We start from the raw sequence: 26,093 nt of genomic DNA, 5'->3' as shown, positions 1-26,093 counted from the left end.
AAGAAAAGTAGTGTTTTGCCGCTAACTATTGAGAGATAAAAGCGTTACTCCTGTTCGGGTGCTTTTCTAACAAAAGGAATATAACTGTGCCTCAGGTTATCAATACCAATATCGCTTCGTTGAACACGCAGCGGCATTTAAACAGTTCCCAGTCGTCACAAATGACTTCGCTGGAGCGACTGTCTTCCGGTTTGCGCATTAACTCGGCAAAAGACGATGCTGCCGGATTGGCAATTTCCGAGAGGATGACTTCACAGGTTCGCGGTTTGAATCAGGCAACCCGTAACGCCAACGACGGTATTTCTCTGGCGCAAACTGCTGAAGGTGCATTGGGTGAAATCGGTAACAACCTGCAGCGTATTCGCGAGCTGGCGGTTCAGTCTCGCAACGCCACCAACAGTGCCACCGACCGCGCCGCTTTGAATACAGAAGCTCAGGCGTTAAAAAGTGAAGTTGATCGCATCGCCAATACCACCTCATTTAACGGTGTGAAATTATTGGATGGGTCTTTTTCCAATCAGGATTTTCAGGTGGGTGCAAACGTTGGTGACACTATTTCTGTATCGGGAATTGTGGATGCGAATGTGGATGCGCTGGGTACCCAGACCGGGACAACCACTGGCGTGCGGTACACCGGGGGAGATATTCCGGATGATGCAAGCTCCGTCGGTGGTGGTGGTTATGATGTTGCCATGGTTGCCAATGATTTGACCATCAATGGTGTCGATATCAATGGGCCAGATGCTGGTGGTTTTGCTATCGAGGCCTCGGCGGCAGCACGTGCCAGTAAATTGGTAACGGCGATTAATGGCTACAGTGGTACTACTGGGGTGACAGCACAATTGAGTGTTAGTGGCAATGGTGTGGAGCTTACCTCTGCCGATGGCAGCGATATTGTCATTTCATCCAATTTTCCGCTGACCTCTCAAGAGCTTCAAAATATGACCGGCCTGACAATAGGCACCTATACTACCGGCACCAACGGTGTGGCGTTGAATGCCACCACCAACGGTTTCTCTTCGCTGGATATTAGTACGGCCAGTGGTGCGGATGCGGCGATTACCAGCATGGATTCGGCGCTGGAGGCGGTTAATACCGCTCGCGCTGAACTGGGTGCGGTGCAGAGTCGATTTGACTCGGTAATTGCCAATAACCAAACAACATCGGAAAACCTGTCCGCTGCCCGTTCACGGATTCAGGACACCGACTTTGCCGCTGAATCTGCCGCGCTGTCTCGCGCTCAGGTGTTACAGCAAGCTGGCACAGCGATGTTGGGTCAGGCGAATCAGTTGCCGCAAAACGTGCTGGGGCTGCTTCGTTAAGATTTGTAGTTTAGCTAAATCAGGCGACCTATATGGTCGCCTTTTTTGTATCGAAAAATAAATGCAGAAAATTTAAATTTTTCCTAAAGACTTGAGAATAGACGTCGCTAATAAAGTGGACGGAAGGCAGTAGTCACTTCCACAAGCGAAAAAATATAACCGCAACTCCCCACCGGGAAAAGCGGGGAGAGTAGAGGAAAAGATCATGCCACAGGTAATTAACACTAACATCGCGTCGCTGAATACCCAGCGTCACCTGAACAGCTCACAGTCTTCTCAAATGACTTCTCTGGAGCGTCTGTCTTCCGGTCTGCGTATTAACTCTGCAAAAGACGACGCTGCTGGTCTGGCGATCTCTGAGCGTATGACTTCCCAGGTTCGCGGTCTGAACCAGGCGACTCGTAACGCCAACGACGGTATTTCTCTGGCGCAAACCGCTGAGGGTGCACTGGGTGAGATCGGTAACAACCTGCAGCGTATTCGTGAGCTGGCAGTACAGTCTCGCAACGCCACCAACAGTGCAACCGACCGTGCCGCTCTAAACACCGAAGCGCAAGCACTGAAAAGCGAAGTTGACCGCATCGCCAACACCACATCTTTTAACGGTGTAAAACTTTTGGACGGCTCTTTCGCCAACCAGGATTTCCAGGTGGGTGCCAACGTAGGTGACACTATTTCCGTAAGTGGTATTGCTGATGCCAACGCTGATCAGCTGGGTTCCTACACTGTTGTTGAGCAAACCGGTACCGTTACTGCTGGTGATAACAGTGCAACCCACACTTTTGATCTGACGGTTGCAGGTTCTACAACGTCTATCTCTATCACTAACGATGCTTCAGCCGATGCGGATGAGGCAGGTGCAGCTCTTGTGGCGGCCATCAATGCGGAAACCAGTAATACCGGTATTACTGCTGCTTACGATACGGCCACCGACGCACTGACGGTGACCAGTGTTTCCGGCGAAGCGTTCACCTTGACCGAAACCACCAGCCCTGCTCCGACTACTGATGTGCTTGCCGCAGATATCACTGCAACTACTGCTGATACTCAAACTCGCACCGGTTTCAGTGCTCTGGATATCACCACTGCTACCGGCGCTGACGAGGCTATCCTGCAAATGGATGCGGCGTTGAAGTCTGTAAACACCGCTCGTGCCGAGCTGGGTGCGGTACAGAGTCGTTTTGACTCGGTAATTGCCAACAACCAGACCACGTCTGAAAACCTGGCTGCTGCCCGTTCACGTATTCAGGACACAGACTTTGCTGCTGAATCTGCATCACTTTCCCGTGCACAGGTTCTGCAACAAGCCGGTACTGCGATGCTGGGTCAGGCAAACCAGCTGCCGCAAAACGTACTCGGACTGTTGCGTTAATTTCACAACTCTAAGTTGTAAAAAACAGCAACAAAAAGGCGACCGATCCGGTCGCCTTTTTTATGCATTAAAAAATGTGAAAAAGTTGACAAATTATTTAAAAAAAGACTAAAGGCCGCAAAAAAAAGGTCGCTAATAATATTGAAGGAAGGCAGTAGTTAACTTCCCGAGGTGAAAAATAATTGACCGCAACTCCCCGATTGGGAACAGCGGGGAGAATAGAGGAAAAATCATGCCACAGGTAATTAACACTAATATCGCGTCGCTGAATACCCAGCGTCACCTGAACAGCTCACAGTCTTCTCAAATGACTTCTCTGGAGCGTCTGTCTTCCGGTTTGCGTATTAACTCTGCAAAAGACGATGCCGCGGGTCTGGCGATCTCCGAGCGTATGACTTCCCAGGTTCGCGGTCTGAACCAGGCGACTCGTAACGCCAACGACGGTATTTCCCTGGCGCAAACCGCTGAAGGTGCACTGGGTGAAATCGGTAATAACCTGCAGCGTATTCGTGAGCTGGCTGTACAGTCTCGCAACGCCACCAACAGCGCCACCGACCGCGCCGCCCTGAACACTGAAGCGCAAGCACTGAAAAGCGAAGTTGACCGTATTGCCAATACCACTTCTTTTAACGGTGTAAAACTGCTGGATGGTACTTTTGCCAACCAGGATTTCCAGGTAGGTGCCAACGTGGGTGACACCATTTCTGTGTCTTCCATCACCGATGCCAACGTTGCTGCACTGGGTAACACCGCTGTATCTACCACCACTACCGCAGCCACCAACGGTGTAACCGGTGATGGTACTAACAACGTAACTATCAACACCGTAAACGTTGGTGCGGTTGCTGCCGGTGCCAACGCTACCGAACAGGCCAGCAACTACGCTGATGCCATCAACGCGGTTTCCGATCAGACCGGTGTTTACGCCACTACTGATGGCGCTGACCTGACCCTGACCAGCACCAGCGACATCACTGTTGCCCTGAACGGTACCGGTGCGACTGACCTGGCTGGTCTGGCGAGCTCCACTGTTGCTGCCAATGGCTTTGACGATCTGGACATCACTACTGCTGCCGGTGCTGATGTAGCCATCGTGCAAATGGATGAAGCGCTGAAGTCTGTGAACACCGCGCGCGCCGAGTTGGGTGCGGTACAGAGTCGCTTTGACTCGGTAATCGCCAACAACCAGACCACCTCTGAAAACCTGTCTGCTGCGCGTTCGCGGATTCAGGATACTGACTTCGCTGCCGAATCTGCTGCACTGTCTCGCGCACAGGTGCTTCAGCAAGCCGGTACTGCGATGCTGGGTCAGGCGAACCAGCTGCCGCAAAACGTACTGGGTCTGCTGCGTTAAGCCGCACTCTGGTACAGACTTTATTTAAGTCGAGGGGGCGGCCAGCGATGGCTGCTCCCGCTTTGGTTTTAGGAACCTCTGGATAGCCTAAGGATTTTTGGGCGCTTGGAGTTCCCCAACACCGTGATTTCTGAGCAGTAGCTGAAAACGGTAATTGTGTTAACTGGTAAAAAAGTAAGCCATTTATCGCAACCTATATTCAACAGGCTATCGCTGAAAGGTAAACAAGATGACGGATATCACCAAACTCAGTTCCATGGACCCGGCATTGGTGTCGGCGGTAAGTAATACTGCCGCTGTAAATGTTCGTACCGAGCGGCAAGTTGCCACTGACAGCGGCAAATCGTTGCCGTCAGAACAGGCAAAAGAACCGCCAACGGAAGAGCAGGTGGATGATGCAGTCCATCGTATTGCTAATTTTGTTCAAAATGTGAGTCGCGATCTGGAGTTTTCAGTGGATCAGGAAAGTGGCCGTACGGTGATGACGGTAACAGACCGAATCACACAAGAAGTCGTGCGCCAGGTGCCTTCCGAGGAGGTTTTGGAAATGTCCAGAATCGTCAAACGGATTACCCCGGACTCGGCGCGTGGTTTATTGCTGCAAAGCGAAGCCTGATTTTCAGATATTTTTACAACTTTTCAAAACTTGGCATCGCCTTTGCTTAGTGTCTGTCAGGGTTAAAAACCCCTATTACTATTTGAATTTTTAGAGCCGAATATTTTCGGTCAGCAGATGCTGCAACAGCGATTCGAATAGCGTCATTTCTTTATTTTTGATACCGGAAGTGACACACAACAGAATGCAAAACAGAGGCAAATATGGCAGCGATTACCGCTAGTGGATTAGGATCGGGACTCGACGTTAACGGACTGGTGACCCAGTTGGTGGCGGCCGAGCGTTCTGCTGCCGACCTGCGTCTTGACCGCAAAGAGCTGGTGGCCAATGCCCAGCTTACCGCCTTTGGTGCAATGAAAAGTGCACTGTCCACCTTTCAAAGCTCACTGTCAAAGCTGACTTCGCCCACCACTTATCAAAAGATGAAAGCCACCACCAGCGATGAAACGGTGGCCACTCTTACTGCCAGCGCCGGGGCGGCAGTGGGTGCTTACGATATGGAAGTGAGCCAACTGGCCAAGCCACAGTCGCTGGCTTCCGGTTCATTTGACTCCACATTGGATACCGTCGGATTGGGTGAGATTACCTTCCGTTTTGGTACTACCGACTACAACTCCGGCACTGATACTTACAATAGTTTTAGCGTTAACGCCAAAAAATCCTCGGCCACCATCACCATCGACGCTACCAATAACACCCTCGAAGGTATTCGCGACACAGTAAATAATGCCGACATCGGTGTGCGAGCCAGTATCGTTAATGACGGTACCGGCTACCGCCTGCTGTTCAGCAGTGAAGACAGCGGTGCTGCCAACAGCATGGAAATATCGGTCAGTGACCTGGAAGGTGGTGACACTGATAACAGCGGTTTATCACAGCTGGCGTTTAACCAGAATGCAACCAACATGAGCCAGACCGTCGCCGGTCAGGATGCTCTGTTAACCATTAATGGCCTGGCAGTAAGTAGTCCCAGTAATGAAGTGGAAGGGGCAATTCAGGGCGTTACCCTGGATCTCAAGAAAACTACCAGCGGCAGCCCGGTTGCACTGGAAGTGGCCAACGACGAAGTGGCCGTGCGTACCGCCATTGTCGGGTTGGTTGAAGGTTACAATAAATTTATGGACGTGGTGATTCAGCACGCCAACTTTAATAAAGAAGATGGTTTTGGTGGCATTCTGCAGGGGGATGCTACCCAGCGCACCATCACCAGCCAGCTGCAGCAGATGCTAACCAGTGCCGTTACTGGCATCAGTGATGAATTCTCGACACTTGCCGATTTTGGCATCAAAACCAAAAGTGACGGAAAACTGGAATTTGATAATGCCAGGTTGGTAGAAGTGGTGGGTGAACACTTTGACGATATCGCCGGTATGTTTGCCGCAGTTGGCAAGCCCAGCGATACGCTGCTTAAATTTGTCGGTTCCGGGGATGAGACAGCTGTTGGTGATTACGACGTTGAGATAACCCAGTTGGCAACGCGCGGCACTTACAGTGGCACTGGTGTATTGCCCGACTTTGCTGGTGGCAGCTCGCTGGTAATCGACGCTGATAACGACACTTTTGATATTCGCATCGACGGTTTGTTGGCGGAAGGGATTTCCCTGACACAGGGCACCTATAGTTCCGGTGAAGAGTTAGCTGCAGAGTTGCAGTCGAAAATTAATGGTGCCAGCGCACTTGCTCAAGTGGGTACTGCTGTCACAGTTACCTACGACTCCGTCAACAATCGTTTTGATATTCAATCCGACCAATACGGCTCCAGTTCCAAGGTGGAGTTTGTCACAGTCGACACCAATACCGCCGCCACGCTGGGTTTTTCCGTGGGCGAGGGAGTTAATGGCGTTAACGTCGAAGGCACAATTAATGGTGTAGCTGCGAAAGGGGTGGGGCAGTTGCTCACTGGTGCTGACGATACCGATGCTGAAGGTTTACAGATAGAAGTACTTGGTGGCGCACTGGGAAGCCGGGGCAATGTTTCTTTCACGCGCGGTATAGCCGATCAGCTGCACACCCTGGTTGGGCAAATTCTTGACGCCGATGGCCCGCTGGACTCTCGCACCGAAAGTATTAATCAGCGTCTGGAAAGCATTACCAATGACAAGGCACGACTCGACCGACGTATGGAAGAGGTCGAGGCGCGTTATCGCAAACAGTTTACCCAGCTGGATTTACTTATTTCACAAGCGACCAGCACCCAACAGTTTTTAACCCAGCAACTTGCCGCATTGCCGGGCGCATATTCCGGCAGCAGTGATGGTTAACGACACACCAGAATAAATAACAGGAACAGAGAAAAATGAATGCAAACAGTGCTCTTCAGCAGTATCGAAATGTAGGCAATCAAAGTGCGGTTATGGATGCGTCTCCTCATCAGTTGGTGGCCATGTTGTTCAACGGCGCTTTACAGCGCATAGCCGAAGCAAAAGGCCATATCGACCGCAACGAAGTGTCGTTAAAAGGTGAAAAAATCAGCAAGGCCATTGCCATTGTTGACAGCCTGCGCGCCAGTCTTGATCACGAAGTGGGTGGCGAAGTGACCCAGAACCTGCACAGCTTGTACGACTACATCGAAAGTCGACTGATGAAAGCAAACCTGAACAGCAGCCAGGAAATTCTTGATGAAGTGGCAGGGCTGATTCGCGAAGTGAAATCGGGCTGGGATGAGATCCCTGAAGAGATGCGACACAAAGGTGGCAAATAGTTTTAACAGACCCAATCGAGCTGGAAAAGAATTAATGAACAGAGAACAGATCGAATCTCGCGAGCGTCGTCTTGAGCAGGTGATTGCCCTTTCCCAGGAGATGCTCGATAGCGCCGATCGCGGCCAGTGGGATGAATTTGTCAGTCTGGAACAGCGCCGCCGTCCCGATATGCTGGCCTGCTTTGACTTACCGGTTTCGGCAACTGAGGCCCCGCGAGTGCGAGCCCATATTGAGCAGTTAATGGCATTGAATGAGCGACTGACAACCGTGTTGCAAACTGCTCGCGAAGAGAGTGCTCGTCAATTTCGCAATCTGCAGAAAGGGCGCTCGGCGGTGCATGCCTACGCCAGTGCCGGTTAGGCATTATACTTTTTATGGAATTCTGTTTGGGAGCTGAGAAATGAATACCGTTGAATATAATGCCATGCTCGACAAGTTGTTTGGCGATGCCACGGTTTATAGCGCACCACTGGTGGTGGATTGGCAGGTAGTGGATCAGTTTCCCGATGCGGTTCAGTGTACCGTGCTTGCTGAGCGGAATGAGCGGTTGCTGAGGGCCGCAGCAGCAATTGATGATCACTCGATGGATCTGTCTGAAGATCACAGTGAACTGGCCGGTGAAGTGATGCGGCTGGAGTTAAAAGTAAATCTGTTGATAGAGCTCACCGGCCAACTTCTTGGCCAAAAATTATCCTTACCCGCAGCAGTCCCGGTACGCCTCAGCAGTCGAGGGGTAGAGTGGTCGGATGGGCGGTTGCCACAGGCTGATGAGCGGCTACTGGTGTCTATCTATTTGTATCCATCCATTCCAACACCCCTGCAGTTTTATGGAACAGTGTTTCATATTGAGGAGAAAAGTGAACCTAAAGTGATTGTTTCATTCCATGAGGTGGGGGTGGGAGTTGAGAACTTCCTGGACCGCTTTTTGTTCCGTCAACACAGGCGATACGTGGCTCAGCACGCTGGCAGGGGATAACTGAAGTTATCCACAGTCTGACATAACGTTTTATTGGCACAAGTCCCCGCAAGTAGAACATCCGTCACTATTTTTCTGTGAACTACGTCGAATTATTGACGTGTAACAGTTCCCCCCTACAATGCCTGCATGGAAATTAATGGCTAGTTACCCGCCAGCTTTACCTCTTAAGTAAGAGTTACACGGAAGTCCTAAGTAAGGTGCAACAGACTGTAATTTCAGGCTGTATGAAGTAAAACAAAAAAATTTGGACCAAATTCAATGAACAATGCCATTTGTGGCAATGTTTGATTGCTTTGGTACCAGAGAATAAATTTGGAGCCCTTTAAATGGAGCTCCACACCAAGGGTTAACAACAATGTCAGTACAACAAAAAGCTCAGGTGCTTTTGATAGAGCCTGTGAGTGAGCGAAGTCGTGCCCTCAAAACAGTCCTCGAATTTCTCGAGTATCCTGTTGTTGAGTGTGAAAGCATCAATAGCTGGCACTCCGAATTAGACTCCGATACACCTTTGTTGGCAGTCATGTTCGGGGAAGATCTGGCCTCTGTTCCTGACTTTCGAAGTGTTTACCCAGGTGTCCCAATTTTTATGCTGAAGGATTCAGCCCAGGGAGCCGTCACTCAGCCTCTCAACAATGACATGAAAGGCACCCTCACTTTTCCTCTCCAATACAAACAGGTTGTTGATTCCCTGCATCAGGCAGAGATGGCGTTGGCAATGCCGAAACACGTCAAGGAAAAAACTTCTTTGCATCTTTTTCGAAGCCTGGTTGGCTCGAGCGATAAAATTCAGCAGGTGCGCCAGCTGGTTCGACAGGTGGCAAATACTGAAGCGAATGTGTTGATACTTGGCGAGTCCGGAACCGGTAAAGAGGTGGTTGCGCGCAATATTCATTACCACTCTGGTCGTCGCAACGGCCCGTTCGTACCAGTCAATTGTGGTGCAATCCCCGCAGAGCTGCTGGAGTCAGAATTGTTCGGCCATGAAAAGGGCGCGTTTACCGGTGCAATCAGTGCACGCCAGGGGCGCTTCGAAATGGCTGAAGGTGGCACCCTGTTCCTGGACGAAATTGGCGATATGCCCCTGCCAATGCAGGTAAAGTTATTGCGTGTTCTTCAGGAGCGCACTTTTGAACGAGTAGGCAGCAACAAAAGTATCAAAGCGAATGTGCGAATTCTGGCAGCTACTCACCAAAACCTTGAAGAGCACGTTGCGGAAGGAAAATTCCGTGTTGATTTGTTTTACCGCCTCAATGTATTTCCCATCGAAATGCCAAGCCTTAAGCAGCGCCCGGAAGATGTGCCGCTGTTAATTCAGGAATTTGTTGCTCGTATGGAGGGTGAGAGGCGTGGCTCGGTTGGCTTGAATCAGTGTGCTATGGCTGCTTTGTCCCAGTACGATTGGCCTGGCAATGTTCGTGAATTAGCTAACCTGATTGAGCGCATGGCTATTTTGTACCCGGGTAAAACCGTAAAACATACGGACTTGCCAGAAAAGTATCTTCGCGATGTCGACTTAACAAAAATTGCTGAAGTCGAAACCCCGAATAACAGTATCAATGATGACCCGTTCCTGCCCAGTGGCGGTGCTCGCCTGCCTCGTAGCGGTGTGGATCTCAAAGAGTATCTCAGTAATATGGAAGTCGAGTTAATCAACCAGGCTTTGCGTGACTCTGACTGGGTTGTTGCCCGAGCAGCCAAATTATTGGGGTTACAAAGAACCACTCTGGTGGAGAAGATCCGCAAGTACGATATTACTCAAGAGGATATGGCGTCAGGTTTTTGACTTGGTGCCATTGCCTAATCCCTAACATTCTGTTTTTAATGGGTTTTTATTTTTCGGCACACTAATTGCTTGTTCTGTGATGTGAAGTTGGCCGCCAATCGGCCAACGCAAAATGAGCAGAACCATGAGCGATCAACCCAAACTGACAGCGCAGCAACTCGAAGAAGCTTTTGCAGCTTTTAATCGGGTTTCCCATGAGCTGGATACCAGTTACCGCGCTCTGCAGGAGCGTGTCGCTCAACTCACCGATGAACTTACCGAAGCCCGCAGCGCTCGCCTTAAAGAGCTGGCGGAAAAAGAACGTCTGGCCAATCGTTTGGCATTGTTGATGGGCGCACTACCCGGTGGTGTAGTAGTGCTCGATCCCAACCATCATGTTCGCGAAGTGAATCCGGAAGCAGCGGAAATGCTTGGGTTTCCACTGGCTGGACGTCCCTGGAAAGAGATTGTCGACCGCAACGCCAGTGATATTCCAGGCGATGAACACGAGTTGATATTGCGCGATGGTCGCCACCTGAGTATTACCCAGCGCTCATTGCCAGATGTGAATGAGCGCGTGATTCTGCTCACCGACATCACCGAAATGGTGGCACTGAAAGCGCGGGTGGATCGAGAAGAACGCCTGTCGGCGATGGGCGAAATGGCCGCGCGACTGGCGCACCAGATTCGTACCCCACTCAGCTCCACACTTCTATACATGCCGCAAATAAGCCGCGCGGATTTGCCGCCAGCAGATCGTGAACGAATCAGCGACAAAGTGATGGGACGGTTGCGCCATATGGAGCAGCTGGTTAACAGCATGCTCACTTTTGTGCGCGGCGGTGCCTGTGGTGCCGAGGCAATGTCGATTGGTGAGTTGCTTAATTCCGTTGCGGATATCGCTGAGCAACAACTCGCTGCGGTAAATGGCCAGCTGTGCCTGACCGTTCCGCAACCGGATGTGGAATTGCAGGGCAATCGCGAAGCACTGCACAGTGCACTGCTCAACCTGGTAGACAACGCCATTGATGTGGTGGGCGAAGACGTCTGCCTGGAACTGCTGGCCAAAACCGACGAAAACCAGTTGACCATATGTCTGCGCGATAACGGTCCCGGTGTCGATCGTGCTATTCGCAGCAAAATTTTTGATCCGTTTTTTACCACTCGCGTGCAAGGTACAGGGTTGGGGCTGGCGGTGGTCGCGATGACCATTCGCGCTCACGGCGGCACCATCGAAGTAAATGACGCCCCGGCAATTGATGGTGAGGGCGGTGCAGAGTTTCGCATCAGCTTGCCACTGCACGCCGAAAAAATGGCCGACGACCCTGGTGCGGGGATGTGGGCACGGCAGAGTAATAGTGTCAGTCAGGGAGTTGGTAATACTGAGAAAAAAGCACTGACTGACGACATAAATTAATAATTTTTGGATAAAAAAATTAAGAGGCTGAGCCATGAAAAAATCACGAGTACTGGTAGTAGAGGACGACGCAACCCTGCGCGAAGCGCTGTGCGACACCCTTGAGTTTGCCGGATTCAGTGTGATCCACGCGTGTGACGGCAAGCAGGCGATGGAACTGCTGCGCAATGAACGCGTTGGATTGGTGGTCAGCGATGTTCAGATGGCGGCAATGGATGGTCACACTCTGCTGCGCCAGATTAAAGGCCGCTGGCCTGAACTGCCGGTAGTATTGATGACTGCATACGGCAGTATTGAGCGTGCCGTAGATGCAATGCGTGATGGCGCGGCGGACTATCTGGTAAAACCGTTTGAAGCGGAAGTGCTGGTGGAAATGGTCAGTCGCTTTATCGTCGATAATTCGACGCCGGCAGGAGATCTGGTAGCGGAAGATCCTCGCACTTTGCAGTTGGTGGAACTGGCAGGTCGCGTTGCCAATTCCGATGCCACCGTAATGATCAGTGGTGAATCCGGTTCGGGTAAAGAGGTGTTTGCCCGTCTGATTCATAACCAGTCACCGCGTAAGGAAAACCCTTTTATTGCCATTAACTGTGCGGCGATTCCGGAGAGCATGCTGGAGTCGGTACTATTCGGTTATGAAAAAGGTGCATTTACCGGAGCGTACCAATCCCGCGCCGGTAAATTTGAACAGGCCCAGGGCGGCACACTGCTGCTGGATGAAATTTCCGAAATGGATCTGTCACTGCAGGCAAAATTGCTGCGGGTTTTACAGGAGCGCGAAGTGGAGCGTCTGGGCAGTCAGAAGCAGGTAAAACTGGATGTGCGCGTACTGGCCACCACCAACCGCAATCTGCGCGACGAAGTGGCCGAAGGTCGCTTCCGTGAAGACCTGTTTTATCGCCTCAACGTTTTTCCCTTGCAACTGCCGCCGCTGCGCGAGCGTCCGTTTGATATTGCGCCAATCGCGCGCAGCTTTGTCGAACGTTACGCACCGGCCGGTTCTGGCATGCAGTTCAGCCGCGAGGCCGAGCAGAAGCTGACCCAATACGCCTGGCCCGGTAATGTTCGCGAACTGGAAAACGTGGTACAGCGTGCACTGATTCTCTGCGTCGGCAACGTAATTCATCCGCAGGATTTGCACTTTGAACATGCTGAATCGGCACCGGTTAATCAGGTAATGGCAGCCCCTGTTCAAGCTGCTGCACAGGTCGAACAAGAAAGCGGCAGCCAGCTGGGCAACGAAATGAAAAACCGCGAACAAGCGCTGATTATCGAGGCGTTGGAAGCGGAAAACGGTCGCCGCAAAGAGGCCGCTGCACGCCTCGGCATCAGCCCGCGCACACTGCGTTATAAACTGGCCAAACTGCGAGAGCAGGGCGTTTCCATTCCGGGTCTGGCTCCGGCCTGATTCGAAATTCGAGAGTGACTGAATTATGAGCAATATGGACGTCAATCAAATGCTGGCCCAGATGCGGGTGATGGCCACCCAGGCATCTGGCGGCGTTGAATCATCGCAGGCTGCAGGTGCAGTAGCCGGTGCAGAAAAACCTGACTTTGGGAAAATGCTGGCCGAGTCAATTGAGTCGGTCAACGAGACCCAAGCCGAAGCGGCACAACTGAAAAAAGCGTTTGAAGCTGGTGAGCCCGGTGCGGAGTTGCCGGAAGTAATGGTTGCGGTGCAAAAGGCCAGTCTCTCCTTTCAGGCGATGACGCAGGTGCGCAATAAATTACTCTCCGCCTATCAGGAAGTGATGAACATGCAGGTTTGAGCTATTGCGCTTGTTGCTGCGGCGTTAAAAACTTTTTCAAGGCAGTCATGTGCTATTGCACACTCCCGCTTTTCAAAAGTTTTTGCCTTGCATCAACGGCGCTCATAACGCTCAAACGGTTTGTGATTGATTAATATTTTTAAAAAGTAAAAACAGAAATGGCACTCGTAAATACTGAAAAAGCGGCCCGGCAATTTGAAGCATTCAGCGGCCTGCCAATGCTCAGGCAACTTGGTTTAATGGCCGGTCTGGCCGCCAGTGTGGCATTGGGGGTTTGGGTGGTGAACTGGTCGCAAAGCCCCAGTTTTGTGCCATTGTATGGAGGGTTGTCATCTCAGGATGCTGCCGAGGTTGTGCAGATTCTTCAGCAAAGTGGCACTGAATATGAGATCGACGGCAGCACTATTTCCGTGCCCGCCGAGAAGGTTCATGAAACCCGTTTGAAATTGGCAAGTGAAGGTGTGCCTCGTGCCGAGAAAGAGGGTGGTTTTGAGCTTCTCGATCAGGAGCAGCCATTTGGTACCAGCAGCTTTATGGAAAAGGCGCGCTACAACCGCGCCCTTGAAGGCGAACTGAGTCAGTCGATCACTACGTTGGCCAGTGTTCAGGCCGCGCGGGTTCACCTCGCCATTCCCAAGCGATCCGTATTCGCCCGTCGAGGCGATTCCGCCAGTGCGTCAGTACTGGTTAACCTCTTTCCCGGACGAGTACTCACTGAAGACCAGGTTGCCGGTATTGTTCACTTGATCTCGTCCAGTGTGCCCGATATGCCAGCGGAAATGGTTTCTGTGGTGGATCAGCAGGGTCGGTTGTTGACCCGTTCGAAAAAAGATTCTCATCTTGCTGCCAGTTCCGAACAGTTCCGTTTTATGCGCGAGGTGGAAAGCAATTACAGCCAGCGCATTGTCGAGCTGTTGACTCCAATGGTGGGCCCGGACCGTGTCAGTGCGCAGGTTAGTGTGGAGATGGATTTTACCCACGCGGAAAAAACCAGCGAACAGTTCCAGCCGATTCGTAACGGTATTCGTAGTGAGCAGATGGTGGAAGAGACCAGTTCAGGCTCCAATAGTGGTGGCGGTATTGCCGGTGCACTGTCGAATTCACCACCCACCGCAGATGCTTCACCACCGGAAGAGGGAGGCGCCGCCGAGCAGAGTCAGCAGGCCAGCAGTACTACAAACACCACTCGTAATTATGAGTTGAATAAAGTAATCAGCCATGTGCGAGAAGCACCGGGTGCGATCAAGCGTCTGTCAGTTGCGGTAGTGGTGGATTATATCGACCAGCGGGGCAGCGATGGGAAACTGACGCGCACACCTTTGAGCGATCAGGAGATTAATCGAATCGAAGCGCTGGTCCGCGATGCAGTGGGTTTTTCAGAGATGCGTGGCGACAGTATTAATGTGGTCAATGCACCATTCCGCCAGGATCAGATTGAATTTCAATTGGACGACAATACCCCGCCAAAAACAACGGTGGAAGAGATTCTCGATAACCCGCGCTACGTGGGGTGGGGCAAACAGTTGGCTGGAGTCCTGGCCATTCTGGTGTTGATTTTTGGGGTGTTGAGACCGGTATTGCGCAGCCTGGCAACGGTACAACCTGCTAATTCGAAACCGGCACTGGCAGCTGCTGGCGCGGGTAATGATGATGCACCTGCACTTCCGGATCGCAGTATGGACGAAGATCAGGTAAGCCTGAGTGCGCCGCAGTTGCAATTGCCGAATCAGGTGGATCGCAACAATTACGAACAGCAGCTGACCATGGCTCGCTCAGTGGTAAAAGAAGATCCCAAGCGAGTGGCCCAGGTAGTTAAAGGCTGGCTGGATAGTTAATTAGAGTGAACAGGCCCTAGACGACAGATGCCAAAAATAATTTCCGGCGATCAGACAACCGAATTCAAGAAGTGGGATGTACCCTCAGTAAATAGCAGTCAGGGTTCTACCTTGCTTTCAAAAGATGGGCTGTCAGGTACAGAACCATCCCCTGAGCCTGAAGCGCCATCGCCCATCACCCAGCAAGAGCGAGAAGCCATCGAAAAGCAGGCTCATGCCAAGGGCTATCAGATGGGGCGCTGGGAAGGTATGAACGCTGGCCGGGAAGAACTGGAAAAGCAGGGCGAGCAATTTAAAAAATTGTGTGAGTCGCTCAGTAATCCACTGGCAAAACTGGATGAAGAGGTTCAGCGAGAACTGGTTCTGTTGGCTGGAGCAATGGCCGGTCAATTGGTTCGCCGTGAGCTGAGTGTAAATCCGGATATTCTCAATAATATTGTCGCTTCCGCTGTAACTGCACTGCGCACGACTTCCCGTCGTGTTCATATTTATCTCAACCCGGTCGATGCCGCGCTTGTTGCTGATATTTTGTCGTCTCCCGATCCTGAGCAGCACTGGCAAGTAGTTGAGTCTCCGGAGCTGAGAGAGGGGGATGTGCGAGTAGAAGCTAATAATGCCCACATTGATCTCAGTATGCGCAGCCGTCTTTATCACCTTGTGGGTAATCTACTGAATAGCACCCCGGAACATATTGCTGACGAAATTGATCCGGTTTTGGATAGCGTTTTTGAGTGCGACAACTGCGAGCAAAACTTGCTTCTTCTAAAGAGCGATAAGCACCAATGAATGATTTTCAAGGTGCTCGCAGTGGTGGCAATCTCGCTTCCCGTCTGGCAGAAATGCGCGGCCAGCTGCGTGAGCCGGAGCCGATGGTGGAAGGAAAGCTCACCCGTATGGTGGGCCTCACTCTGGAAGCGGCAGGCTGCCGTGCTGCAGTAGGCAGCTGTTGCCGGGTCGTAGTGGATTACGGGGAGGATATTTATGCTGAGGTGGTTGGTTTTCATGACGATCGCCTGTACTTGATGCCGATCGGTGATATTCGCGGTGTACAACCCGGTGCCCGTGTTATTCCACTTGGGCAGGGTAGTGAGGTCTTTGTCGGCGATGGCCTGCTTGGCCGGGTGATTGATGGCGCCGGTCATCCCTTAGACGGGAAAGGACCGATTCAAGGAGATAGCCATGTGCCTCTGCTTGGCCAAAGCACCAACCCTTTAAGCCGTGCCCCGATTCGTGAGCCGCTGGATACTGGCGTTCGTGCAATCAACGCACTGCTCACTGTTGGCCGTGGTCAGCGTATGGGGCTATTTGCTGGTAGTGGTGTTGGTAAATCCACCCTGCTTGGTCTTATGACACGATACACGGATGCGGATGTCATTGTGGTGGGTTTGATTGGTGAGCGGGGTCGCGAGGTACAGGAATTTGTTGCGGAAATTCTTGGCCCGGAGAGTTTGAAACGCGCGGTGGTGGTAGCAGCGCCAGCTGATGATTCACCATTGATGCGTATGCACGGTGCCTGGCGCGCCACGGCTATTGCCGAGTATTTTCGTGCCCGTGGATTGAATGTTTTATTGCTGATGGATTCGCTTACCCGTTTTGCACAGGCGCAGCGGGAAGTGGCGCTGGCGATTGGTGAGCCTCCGGTCACCAAAGGTTATCCACCTTCGGTTTTTGCTCGTCTGCCACAGTTGGTGGAGCGCGCCGGTAATACGGACAGTGGTGGCACCATGACTGCGTTTTACACTGTGCTGGTGGATGGTGATGATCACAATGACCCGGTGGCTGATGCGTCCCGAGCTATTCTTGATGGCCATATTGTGCTGAGTCGAAAAATTGCAGAGTCAGGCCGCTATCCGGCCATTGATATCGAGGCGTCGATCAGCCGAGTGATGTCTGCCATTGTGCCGCCCGAACAACTGCAATTGGCAAGGCAATTTAAAGCGATCTATTCCACCTACCAGCAGAACCGCGACCTGATCAGCGTCGGTGCCTATCAGCCCGGTTCCGATCCCAACATCGATCAGGCAATTCTGGTGCAGCCGATGCTGGAACATTTTCTTGCTCAGGGTATGACTGAGCAGGTGCAGATGAATCAAAGCACGCACCAGCTCAAGCAGCTGGAGCAGCAGTGGCACCAAGCCAATCAGCAAATGGCTCAGCTTCAGCAGTCTGGCCAGTAGGGTAGGCAATGAAAAAATCTGCTCGCTTCAAACAGGTTGCCGGAGTTGCCGACCACCGCGAGAAAGAGGCGGGTAGACTGATGGCGCAACAGCGTCAGGCTTTCAATAATCAACAACAGCAGCTGCAACAACTAGAACAATTCCGCTCGGAATACCTTGATAGATACAAACAGTTAGGTGCTACTGGCAGCAGCGTTCAGCAGCTCAGGGATTTCCAGCTTTTTCTGGGCAAGTTGGATGGTGCAGTCAACCAGCAACAGGCTTCAGTAGAGCGCTCCCGCCAACAATTTGATAAAGCACATCAACAATGGCTCCACGCTCGTCAGCGACTGCAGGCGTTGGAAAAGGCTGTTGATCAGCAGCGTGCTTTGGAGCAGTTTTTGCTCGATAAAAAGCAGCAGGCGGAGACGGATGAGTTGGCGGGGCGGGTGCGTCCACCAGTTTATTGATTGAATTTGTTATCTCCGCGGTGCTACTTTTAAACGAAAAAGGAGTTATTGTGAAAAAAGTTAGCTGGCTGTTTATTTTCTTCGTTGTCTTAATTTGGTCCGCAATTTCCCCAAAAGACCGCCTCACTTGGTGGCTGGAGGTATTTCCAGCTTTAGCCGCGCTTGTAGTCTTGGTGGTGACTTATAGGCGTTTTCCTTTAACACCTTTGCTCTACGGTTTGATTTTATTTCACTGTATTATTCTGATGGTTGGTGGACACTACACTTATGCGGAGGTGCCTTTGTTTGGTCACATTTCCGAGTGGTTGGACTGGCCGCGCAATAATTTCGATAAATTGGCTCATTTTATTCAGGGGTTTGTGCCGGCTATTGCGGTTCGCGAGGTGGTGATTCGCCATGAGGTTTTCAACAGTCACAGCTGGCGAAATTTCTTTTGCGTTTGTTTTTGTCTGGCACTCAGTGCATTTTATGAGTTGATTGAGTGGTGGGCGGCGCTGTTGGGTGACTCTAGTGCAGAGGCGTTTCTGGGAACTCAGGGTTATGTTTGGGATACCCAGTCGGATATGGGGTTGGCGTTGCTGGGGGCAATTCTGGCGCTGGTAATCCTCGGTCGTTGCCACGATAGGCAGCTTGTCAATTTCCGTTCCTTGTCATCCTGAGCGTAGTGAAGGATCTCTTTTGGTTGTAGATTTTGGTGCTTGAATCCGCCATAACCAGACCGGAACAGGCCAGTCCTCATATACCCACAAATCGGGCTAACCTGTTCCGGTCTGGTTATGGCTCAGCTTGGTGCCAATCCGCTGAATATCCACTCTTTGTAATCCCCGCGCAGGCGGGGATCCATAGTTAAGCAGGGTCGTTGAGGTTTGCCGTTTTCGTGGGAGACGAGTTTTATTGTCATCCTGAACGAAGTTAAGGGCCTCTATTTGTTGTAGATTTGGGTGCTGAATCCGCCATAACCAGACCGGAACAGGCCAGTCCTCATATACCCACAAATCGGGCTAACCTGTTCCGGTCTGGTTATGGCTCAGCTTGGTGCCAATCCGCTGAATATCCACTCTTTGTCATCCCCGCGTAGGCGGGGATCCATTGTTAAGCAGGGGGTATTGAGGTTTGCCATTTTCGTGGGAGACGAGTTTTATTGTCATCCTTCACGAAGTGAAGGATCTCTTTTGGTTGTAGATTTGGGTGCTGAATCCGCCATAACCAGACCGGAACAGGCCAGTCCTCATATACCCACAAATCGGGCTAACCTGTTCCGGTCTGGTTATGGCTCAGGCTGGTGTCAATCCTTTGAATTCCCATTCCTTGTCATCCCCGCGAAGGCGGGGATCCATTTTGGATAATGCTCGAAGTTTATGGATTCCCGCCTATGCGGGAATGTCGTAGTAGGGACCCCTCGCTGCTCTCAGGATGACAGTGAGAAAATATCGAATGAAAAAAAAGGCTTAAATCCCAATGAGATTTAAGCCTTTTACGTTTACTGCTGAATAAAAATTATTCGGCAGTATCCAGTCCGCGACGCTTCAGCAGCGGATCGATTACCGGATCCTTACCGCGGAAGTTGCGGTACAGGGTAGCTGGATCATCGGTACCGCCGGCTGAGTAGACGTACTTGAGCAGTCTGGCAGCGGTTTCCTGATCGAACAGGGAGGTCTCTTTGAAAGCTTCAAAACCATCACTGTCCAGTACTTCTGACCAGATGTAAGCGTAGTAACCTGCCGAGTAACCACCGGCAAAGATGTGGGCAAAGTAGGAGCTGCGGTAGCGTGAAACAACTTCCGGGATCAGGCCGTACTTCTCTTCCAGAACAGCTTTTTCGAAAGCCTGGGTGTCAGTAACGTCTTCTTCAATGCTGTGCCATGCCATATCCAGTAGACAGGCTGCGAGATATTCGGTGGTGGCAAAGCCTTGGTTGAAGGTGCCGACTTTCTGGATTTTTTCGATCAGTTCATCTGGAATCGGTTCGCCAGTCTCGTAGTGGACAGCAAACTTTTTCATGATGGCTGGCTCATTTGCCCAGTGCTCCATCAGCTGTGCCGGGAATTCTACGAAGTCGGTCGGCGTGGAGGTGCCTGCCAGGGAAGGATAATGCGCCTGTGACAGGAAGCCGTGCAGAGCGTGGCCGAATTCGTGGAACAGGGTGCTCACGTCGTCGAAAGAGAGCAGAGCCGGCTTGTCGCCAACTGGCGGGGTGAAGTTACCCACGTTCATAATCAGCGGAGTAACAAACTCTCCATCCATGTTGGACTGGCCGCGAATAGCATTCATCCAGGCACCACCGCGTTTGCTGTCACGCGGGAAGTAGTCGGCGTAAAAAATACCGATGTGGTTACCGTCTTTATCGGTCAGTTCGTAGGTGCGAACGTCTTCGTGATAGGTCGGAATGTTATCAAGCTGTTTGAACTGGATGCCCCACAGCTGATTGGCAACGTAGAATACGCTCTCAATTACATTTTCCAGCTGGAAGTAAGGACGGATTTCGGATTCATCCAGATCGTATTTGGCTTTACGCAGTTTCTCGGCGTAGTACCACCAGTCCCAGGACTCCAGTTTGAAATCACCGCCTTCGGCATCAATCATCGCCTGCATTTCGGCGCGTTCTGCTTTGGCTTTGGCCAGGGCTGGTGCCCACAGTTTATCCAGCAGGGCGAATACGTTCTCGGAATTTTTGGCCATGCGCTCTTCCAGCACAAAGTCAGCATGGGTGTTGTAGCCCAGCAACTTGGCTTTTTGTGAACGCAGGTTGGCCATTTTGGCAACAATCTCATTGTTGTCGAATTCGTTGCCCTGGTCACCACGACTGATATAGCCGGTGTACAGTTTTTGGCGCAGCTCTCTATTATCCGCGTAGGAGAGGAATGGCAGCATGCTGGGTTTGTCCAGCGTGAATAGCATCTTGTCATTCAAACCGGCCGATGCGGCAGTTTCGGCAGCAGCGTGAATTACGGGTTCCGGCAGGCCGGCGAGATCAGCCTCGTTGTCGATAACCAGTTTGAAGGCTTTGTTCTCTTTCAGCAGGTTTTCACCAAACTTCAGGGACAGCAGTGACAGCTCGCTGTTGAGCTTGCGCATTTGCTCTTTGGCTTCACCTTCAAGGTTGGCACCGCTGCGAACAAATCCTTTGTAGGTTTTAGCCAGCAGTCTTGATTGCTCTGTGGTCAGGTCCAGATTGTCGCGTTGCTCGTAAACGGCTTTTACACGGGCAAACAGGTCTTCGTTCAGATTGATGTCGTCTGAGTGAGCGCTCATTTTGGGCGCCAGTTCTACGGATAACTGTTGCAACTTATCGTTGGTATGGGCACTGGTCAGGTTGTAAAAGACACCGGAGACTTTAGTCAGCAACGCACCGGTACGCTCCAGCGCGGCAATGGTGTTGTCAAAAGTGGGTGCTTCCGGATTGTTGATAATGGCATCAACTTCTTTCTTGTGCTCCGCCATGCCTTTCTCAAAGGCAGGCATGTAGTGCTCTTCTTTGATCTTGCCAAAGTCCGGTGCTTCAAATGGGGTGCCCCAGGGTTTGAAGAATGGATTGGTTGCTTCCGCCACTTGTGTTGTTTCCGGTGACTGGTTTTGGGTTGATTCGCTGTTGGTGGTGTTCTGCTCACCACAGGCAGTCAGGCCAATGGCCAGTGCCAGAGCGGATAATTTAAATCCGTGTTTCATCTACCTTCACTCCGTTTTGTCGATATTTAAAGTCAAAAAAATACTACTGGGCCTGTTCACATTAATTGAATAATTACTGCTGGACGAAAAAATGGTCTCAGCCCTTCGGGTTGTGGCTAAAAAAGCGCCACTCTGCGTTATTCGTCGTTTATTTGGAGTGACCAAACTGCTCTCCTCACGCCTTGATTGGCGCTTTTTTAGCCACAACAGTAAATATTCAATTAGTGTGAACAGGCCCTAAAAAAACGCTATAAAAATGCCCGTTCAATAAACCACCAGCCGCCTATTAAAGCGATGATTGAGCAGACCGGGGTCATAATCGCGGTTCGGTACCAGGACTTATTGAATAGCCAGATAAATGCCAGAAAAGCCAGCAATATCACTGCCAGCTGACCCAGCTCAACCCCGATATTAAAGCTGATCAGGGCTGGGAAAAACTCGTTGTTTGGCAGGCCGATTTCACCGAGTACGCTGGCAAAGCCGATACCGTGCAGTAAACCAAAGCCAAATACAACTACAGGTCGCCAGCTATGCAACTTATCTGTGATCAGGTTTTCAACGGCGACGTAACAGATCGATAAGGCAATCAGGGCTTCAACCCAGTCATGATTGAGTGGAATATAACCGGCTGAGGCGAGGCCCAGGGTAATGGTGTGTGCAACGGTAAAGGCGGATACTTGCCAGAGTAGCGGCCTGAGTCGTCTATTGAGGAAAAATAGCCCAAGCACAAACAGTACATGGTCAAGCCCGGAAGGAATGATGTGTTTAAACCCTTCCTTTACATAAAAGCGGATAATTTCTCCAAGACTTAACTCAATACGCTCATATTTAAGGTCTGCGCCACCATCGTCTGGTGCCATGGTAGCGGGCATTCCAAAACCGAAATTGATGCCTCCCCGATAATCCACCATTGTCTTGTAATGCTCACTGAGCAGTACTTCCGGATCGACATCGTGGGCCAGTACGGACTTACTGGCCAGGCAGGTTGCCAGCACGGCAACCCATAAAAAAACAGGAAAAAATCGACTCATAAATCAGATTACTTGCTGTTCAGTCAGCTCACCAATTTCCTGTTCGCTAAGACCGAGAATATCGCCAAGCACTTCTTTGTTATGACTGCCCACTTCCGGGCCAGCCCAGTCAGTACTGCCCGGGGTTTTTCCAAGCCTTGGCATAATGGCTGGGATGTCGAGAGGTTTGCCGTTGATTTCCACCCGCTCAAACAGGCCGCGGGCCTGAAAGTGCGGGTCGTTGAACATGTCTTCGACGTTGTAGATAGGCCCAACCGGTACGCGGGATTCTTCCAGTTTGTCGAGAATGTGTTGGCAGTTATAGCGGGCACACCACTCACTGAGTGCCTGGTCAATTTCCTGCTGATGGGCAACCCGTCCCGGATTGTCGGCAAAGCGGGGGTCTTCCGACATCTCGGGGCGCTCGGCTGCCACCATCAGGCGTTGGAAAATGGAGTCACCATTACCGCCGATCACGACGTATTTTCCATCCGCACAGCGATAGGTATTGGTCGGAACAATGCCGGTAATGGTGCTGCCGGAAGGCTCGCGAATTACGCCAGCTCCCGAGAATTCCGGAATCACAGCTTCCATCAGGTTGAACATGGACTCGTAAAGCGCCACATCTACCACTTGCCCCTGACCTTCGCCGCGATCTCGCTCGATAATCGCAAGCAGAATGCCGAGTGCAGCGTGCAGACCGGAAATGGTGTCACCGATTGAGAGGTTGGGGCGAACTGGTGCTTCGCCGGGGTGACCATTCACATAGCGAAAGCCGCTGATAGCCTCGCAGGCAGACGCAAAGCCTGGTTTATGGGAGTAGGGGCCGGTCTGGCCGTAACCGGAGATGCGGGCATAAACCAGCCCTGGGTTGGTCTGTTTGAATTCCTCAGGGCCAAGTCCCCACTTTTCCATGGTACCGGGCCGAAAGTTTTCGATGACTACGTCGGCACCGTCAATCAGCTGTTTGGTCAGCGCGCGGCCTTTATCGGTTTTCAAATCCAGAGTGACGCATTTCTTGTTGCGCCCAAGGCTACGCCACCAGAACGAGGTACCACTCTCTTCCAGCTTTCGCCAGCCGCGTATTGGGTCGCCCCCATTTGGTGGTTCGATTTTGATCACTTCGGCGCCAAAGTAAGCAAGCATTGAGCCGGTGAATGGGCCAGCCAGGAGTTGGCCAACTTCAATAACACGAATTCCGTCGAGCGGGCGGTGGGACATGATGGATTCTCTTTGGGGCCAGTGGACACAAAGCGCAAGATTATAGCCGCGAATGCCTGCGGGTGATATTGCCCAAAGGAAATCCATGGTCTCAAAACTTGGCAAGGGTTTTGCAGTGTTATGCGATATGAGAACAGGAATGGAATGAAACCACTTTTTACGCGGAGCACATAAGATGCAGGCGAACATGATTTTGCCAATCCAGGCGGCCGAGGTGATAGCGCCACGCGCACCCGGCAACTCGCTTGGTGAGGCAGCGGCCCGGATTGATGGCAGTTTTGCTGATCAGTTAAAAAGGGTCGGGGAAGTTTTGCAGGCCGGGTCGGGAAAGCTGGAAGAGCAGCCGTTGCCACCACAGCTGCAGCAGTTGCTTACGGCTCTGGAGCGAGAGACACCACCAGAAATGGAGGAGTTGTCCGAACTGGTAGAAGCCGCTGAACAATGGCTGGCGGATCCGGAGAATGCTGCATCGATATCGCCGCCAGTGCTGGCCCAGTTTCGGGAAGTGATAAATACAGTCACACCGCAAATTGAAGTTGCCAAGGGTGACGCTTTGCCGGTGGACGGCAAGCCATTGCCGTTTGCCATCCAGCAATTATTGAATGGTAAGCAGCCGGGCAATGCGGAGCAGGCGACGGGGGCAGAAACTCCGGCGGGAGTAATGATGGCCGACCGCTCGGAAGAAGTTGATCCGCAGCGACCGCAACCAGCTTTGGGTAATGCTCCTTTTAATCTGGCTGAGCAGGATGCGGTTTTGCCCCAGTCTGTGCAAAACACGCCGGTGATTAAACCGGAGTTTGCCGCGGTAATGGAAAACGTTGGCCAGCAAACCGCGCTGGAGCAGAACACTTCTTTTCAGGTGGTACAGGTTGGTGCAGCAAACGGTTCTACTAATCCAGTGGCTGATGCGGCAAGACCATTTGCGAGTTCTGAGCTGGACGCCCAGCGACCTCAGGTCAGTATGAACACGCCGGTTGGCGAAGAGGGCTGGGCCCAGGAAATGGGGACTAGATTGCGGGTTCTGGTAGAGCGCGGTAACCAGACTGCGGAGATTCGCCTGAATCCACCTGAGTTGGGTTCTATGGAGGTGAAGATTCACAGCGACGGTGATCGCACTAGTGTGACCTTCTTTGCCCAGAACGCTGCCACACGCGAAGCACTTGAAGCAGCGATGCCGCGTTTGAGAGAGATGTTTGGAGACAGCGGTTTGCAGTTGGCCGATGCGAATGTTTCCCAACAGCGCAGTATGAATAGTGAAAATGGTCGGGATGGCCAGAGCGGTAGTGGTTATGCTGGAGGCGGCTCAGATGATGGCGTCGAAGGTGAATCGGTAGCTTCTCAAACCATTGTTGCTGACAGTCGTAATGGATTGGTGGATTACTACATTTAAACAATAAAAAGCGTTTGGGTTGTAGTCAGTGATAATAGTAGAAAGCTTTTACTGCAGCTTGTGGCGCACTGGAAGATGTGGGTTGTGTAGGGTTTTCTGAGACACGTCTTAGACCCATCCATGGAGACTCGAGGCCAGTATCCATGCTGGCCACGGTCTCAGAAAACCCTACACAACCCACTCTTTCGGTTTGAAACTGACCTACTCCAAATGCTAAGCATTTAAAAAGCTGATAACAGCCAGTTTCCCGGCGTTCCCCTTTCCCTGACTTCGTATTTCCCCCGTCAAAACTTTGTCCTTTCCAAATGTTTAGTTCTCCAACTTACTGAAATACAAAGACTTATCTTCATGGCATGACAATTGCTTATTTGCCTGCCAGTAGGTGATTGATTGCATATTTGAATTTTCATGGCTGTGAATCACCAGTCGTACATGGCAGGAAGACAATCTGGAGCTCATACAGAATGGCTGAGAAAAATCCTGAACTCGATTTGGGCAAGGGCAAAAAAGAGGGCGGTATGAAAAATACCCTGATTATCGCGGTAGCGGTTGCAGTTTTGGTTGGTGTCGGTGTCGGTCTTACGGTCTACCTGACTGCCGGTTCTTCTTCAGCCAACGAAGAGGTTGTAACTGAAGCCAGTGCGGAAAATGGCGAAGAGAAAGACAGCCCCGCAGGACCTGATTCAAATTCCGGACAAGCCGTGAGTAATGACATGACCACTATCTACGAGCCGCTGAGCCAACAGTTTGTGGTTAATTTTGCTCACAACGGTGTGCTGCGTTACTTGCAGGTTTCAGTGTCGGTAATGACTCACAGTGAAGATGTGGTTGAGCGAGTGCGTCACCATATGCCAGCCATTCGCCACGAAGTTGTCGCTTTGCTCAGCAACAGCACGTACGAAGAGCTTGGCAGTGTGGAGGGCAAGCAGGTACTGCGTGACCAGATTCGTAGCAAGGTACAGGGCATTGTTCGCCTGCCGGACGGTACCGGCATTGAAGAGGTGTACCTGACCGACTTCGTGATGCAGTAACTGTCTGCAAATAGTTGGAGA

Annotated in this window: 22 protein-coding genes; 19 read left to right on the top strand and 3 right to left on the bottom strand. The window is 51.6% G+C overall.

The genetic code is table 11. The annotated features are described in order from the left end of the window. Positions 1–86 precede the first annotated feature (86 nt). The 17 genes from QP938_09095 (at position 87) to QP938_09015 (ending at position 18,413) form a co-directional block, all read left to right on the top strand. Entirely contained in the window at positions 87–1,322 is a 1,236-nt protein-coding gene (locus QP938_09095) for a flagellin (GenBank protein ID WIO73453.1), read from the top strand. 205 nt (positions 1,323–1,527) lie between these two features. Continuing rightward, positions 1,528–2,694 carry a flagellin gene (locus QP938_09090; protein ID WIO73452.1) on the top strand — a complete coding sequence of 389 codons (1,167 nt, stop codon included), beginning with the start codon at positions 1,528–1,530 and terminating at the stop codon, positions 2,692–2,694. Positions 2,695–2,926: 232 nt separating this feature from the next. After that, entirely contained in the window at positions 2,927–4,048 is a 1,122-nt protein-coding gene (locus QP938_09085; protein ID WIO73451.1) for a flagellin, read from the top strand. A 229-nt stretch (positions 4,049–4,277) separates the two neighbouring features. Continuing rightward, entirely contained in the window at positions 4,278–4,664 is a 387-nt protein-coding gene (locus QP938_09080) for a flagellar protein FlaG (GenBank protein WIO73450.1), read from the top strand. Positions 4,665–4,867: 203 nt separating this feature from the next. Next, a complete protein-coding gene (fliD, locus tag QP938_09075; protein WIO73449.1) occupies positions 4,868–6,925 on the top strand; it encodes a flagellar filament capping protein FliD in 2,058 nt (685 codons plus the stop codon). A gap of 35 nt (positions 6,926–6,960) precedes the next feature. Further along, positions 6,961–7,365 carry a flagellar export chaperone FliS gene (gene fliS / locus QP938_09070; GenBank protein WIO73448.1) on the top strand — a complete coding sequence of 135 codons (405 nt, stop codon included), beginning with the start codon at positions 6,961–6,963 and terminating at the stop codon, positions 7,363–7,365. A 34-nt stretch (positions 7,366–7,399) separates the two neighbouring features. Next, the gene (locus tag QP938_09065; GenBank protein WIO73447.1) at positions 7,400–7,726 is read left to right on the top strand and encodes a flagellar protein FliT; all 327 of its coding nucleotides are present in this window, start codon (positions 7,400–7,402) and stop codon (positions 7,724–7,726) included. A 40-nt stretch (positions 7,727–7,766) separates the two neighbouring features. Then, positions 7,767–8,342: a PilZ domain-containing protein gene (locus tag QP938_09060; protein ID WIO73446.1), complete on the top strand. Its 576-nt coding sequence runs from the start codon at positions 7,767–7,769 to the stop codon at positions 8,340–8,342. 358 nt (positions 8,343–8,700) lie between these two features. Beyond that, on the top strand, positions 8,701–10,128 hold the full coding sequence (locus QP938_09055; protein WIO73445.1) for a sigma-54 dependent transcriptional regulator: 1,428 nt from the start codon (positions 8,701–8,703) through the stop codon (positions 10,126–10,128). 124 nt (positions 10,129–10,252) lie between these two features. Next, positions 10,253–11,524 (top strand): ATP-binding protein, encoded by a 1,272-nt coding sequence (locus tag QP938_09050; GenBank protein WIO73444.1) that lies wholly within the window; start codon positions 10,253–10,255, stop codon positions 11,522–11,524. Between the two features lie 34 nt (positions 11,525–11,558). Further along, positions 11,559–12,932, top strand: a complete 1,374-nt coding sequence (locus tag QP938_09045; protein WIO73443.1) for a sigma-54 dependent transcriptional regulator — start codon at positions 11,559–11,561, stop codon at positions 12,930–12,932. A gap of 25 nt (positions 12,933–12,957) precedes the next feature. Continuing rightward, the gene (gene fliE / locus QP938_09040; GenBank protein WIO73442.1) at positions 12,958–13,293 is read left to right on the top strand and encodes a flagellar hook-basal body complex protein FliE; all 336 of its coding nucleotides are present in this window, start codon (positions 12,958–12,960) and stop codon (positions 13,291–13,293) included. A 158-nt stretch (positions 13,294–13,451) separates the two neighbouring features. After that, positions 13,452–15,128: a flagellar basal-body MS-ring/collar protein FliF gene (gene fliF / locus QP938_09035; protein ID WIO73441.1), complete on the top strand. Its 1,677-nt coding sequence runs from the start codon at positions 13,452–13,454 to the stop codon at positions 15,126–15,128. A gap of 27 nt (positions 15,129–15,155) precedes the next feature. Further along, complete coding sequence (locus QP938_09030; protein WIO73440.1) at positions 15,156–15,914, top strand: FliH/SctL family protein; 759 nt, start codon at positions 15,156–15,158, stop codon at positions 15,912–15,914. Between the two features lie 53 nt (positions 15,915–15,967). Beyond that, complete coding sequence (gene fliI / locus QP938_09025; protein WIO75649.1) at positions 15,968–17,305, top strand: flagellar protein export ATPase FliI; 1,338 nt, start codon at positions 15,968–15,970, stop codon at positions 17,303–17,305. Positions 17,306–17,313: 8 nt separating this feature from the next. After that, positions 17,314–17,754, top strand: coding sequence for a flagellar export protein FliJ (gene fliJ, locus QP938_09020; GenBank protein ID WIO73439.1), 441 nt, complete (start codon positions 17,314–17,316; stop codon positions 17,752–17,754). After that, positions 17,751–18,413: a DUF2238 domain-containing protein gene (locus QP938_09015; protein ID WIO73438.1), complete on the top strand. Its 663-nt coding sequence runs from the start codon at positions 17,751–17,753 to the stop codon at positions 18,411–18,413. The genes fliJ and QP938_09015 overlap by 4 nt, the downstream gene beginning before the upstream one ends. Positions 18,414–19,251: 838 nt before the next feature. Here QP938_09015 and QP938_09010 read toward each other — a convergent pair. The 3 genes from QP938_09010 to QP938_09000 all read right to left on the bottom strand — a co-directional run bounded on the left by QP938_09010 (position 19,252) and on the right by QP938_09000 (position 23,651). Beyond that, positions 19,252–21,420 (bottom strand): M3 family metallopeptidase, encoded by a 2,169-nt coding sequence (locus tag QP938_09010; GenBank protein ID WIO73437.1) that lies wholly within the window; start codon positions 21,418–21,420, stop codon positions 19,252–19,254. A gap of 248 nt (positions 21,421–21,668) precedes the next feature. Continuing rightward, the gene (locus tag QP938_09005; protein ID WIO73436.1) at positions 21,669–22,451 is read right to left on the bottom strand and encodes a HupE/UreJ family protein; all 783 of its coding nucleotides are present in this window, start codon (positions 22,449–22,451) and stop codon (positions 21,669–21,671) included. A 3-nt stretch (positions 22,452–22,454) separates the two neighbouring features. Beyond that, the gene (locus QP938_09000; protein WIO73435.1) at positions 22,455–23,651 is read right to left on the bottom strand and encodes a CaiB/BaiF CoA-transferase family protein; all 1,197 of its coding nucleotides are present in this window, start codon (positions 23,649–23,651) and stop codon (positions 22,455–22,457) included. A 187-nt stretch (positions 23,652–23,838) separates the two neighbouring features. Between QP938_09000 and QP938_08995 the strand changes: the two genes are divergently transcribed. Continuing rightward, complete coding sequence (locus tag QP938_08995) at positions 23,839–25,041, top strand: flagellar hook-length control protein FliK (GenBank protein ID WIO73434.1); 1,203 nt, start codon at positions 23,839–23,841, stop codon at positions 25,039–25,041. Positions 25,042–25,505: 464 nt separating this feature from the next. Then, positions 25,506–26,072, top strand: coding sequence for a flagellar basal body-associated FliL family protein (locus QP938_08990; GenBank protein WIO73433.1), 567 nt, complete (start codon positions 25,506–25,508; stop codon positions 26,070–26,072). Positions 26,073–26,093 lie beyond the last annotated feature (21 nt).

The organism is Porticoccaceae bacterium LTM1 (genome assembly GCA_030252795.1).
Lineage (GTDB): Bacteria > Pseudomonadota > Gammaproteobacteria > Pseudomonadales > Porticoccaceae > SCSIO-12696.
Note: the sequence above shows the minus strand (reverse complement) of the source record. Positions and strands in the feature narration are given on the sequence as shown.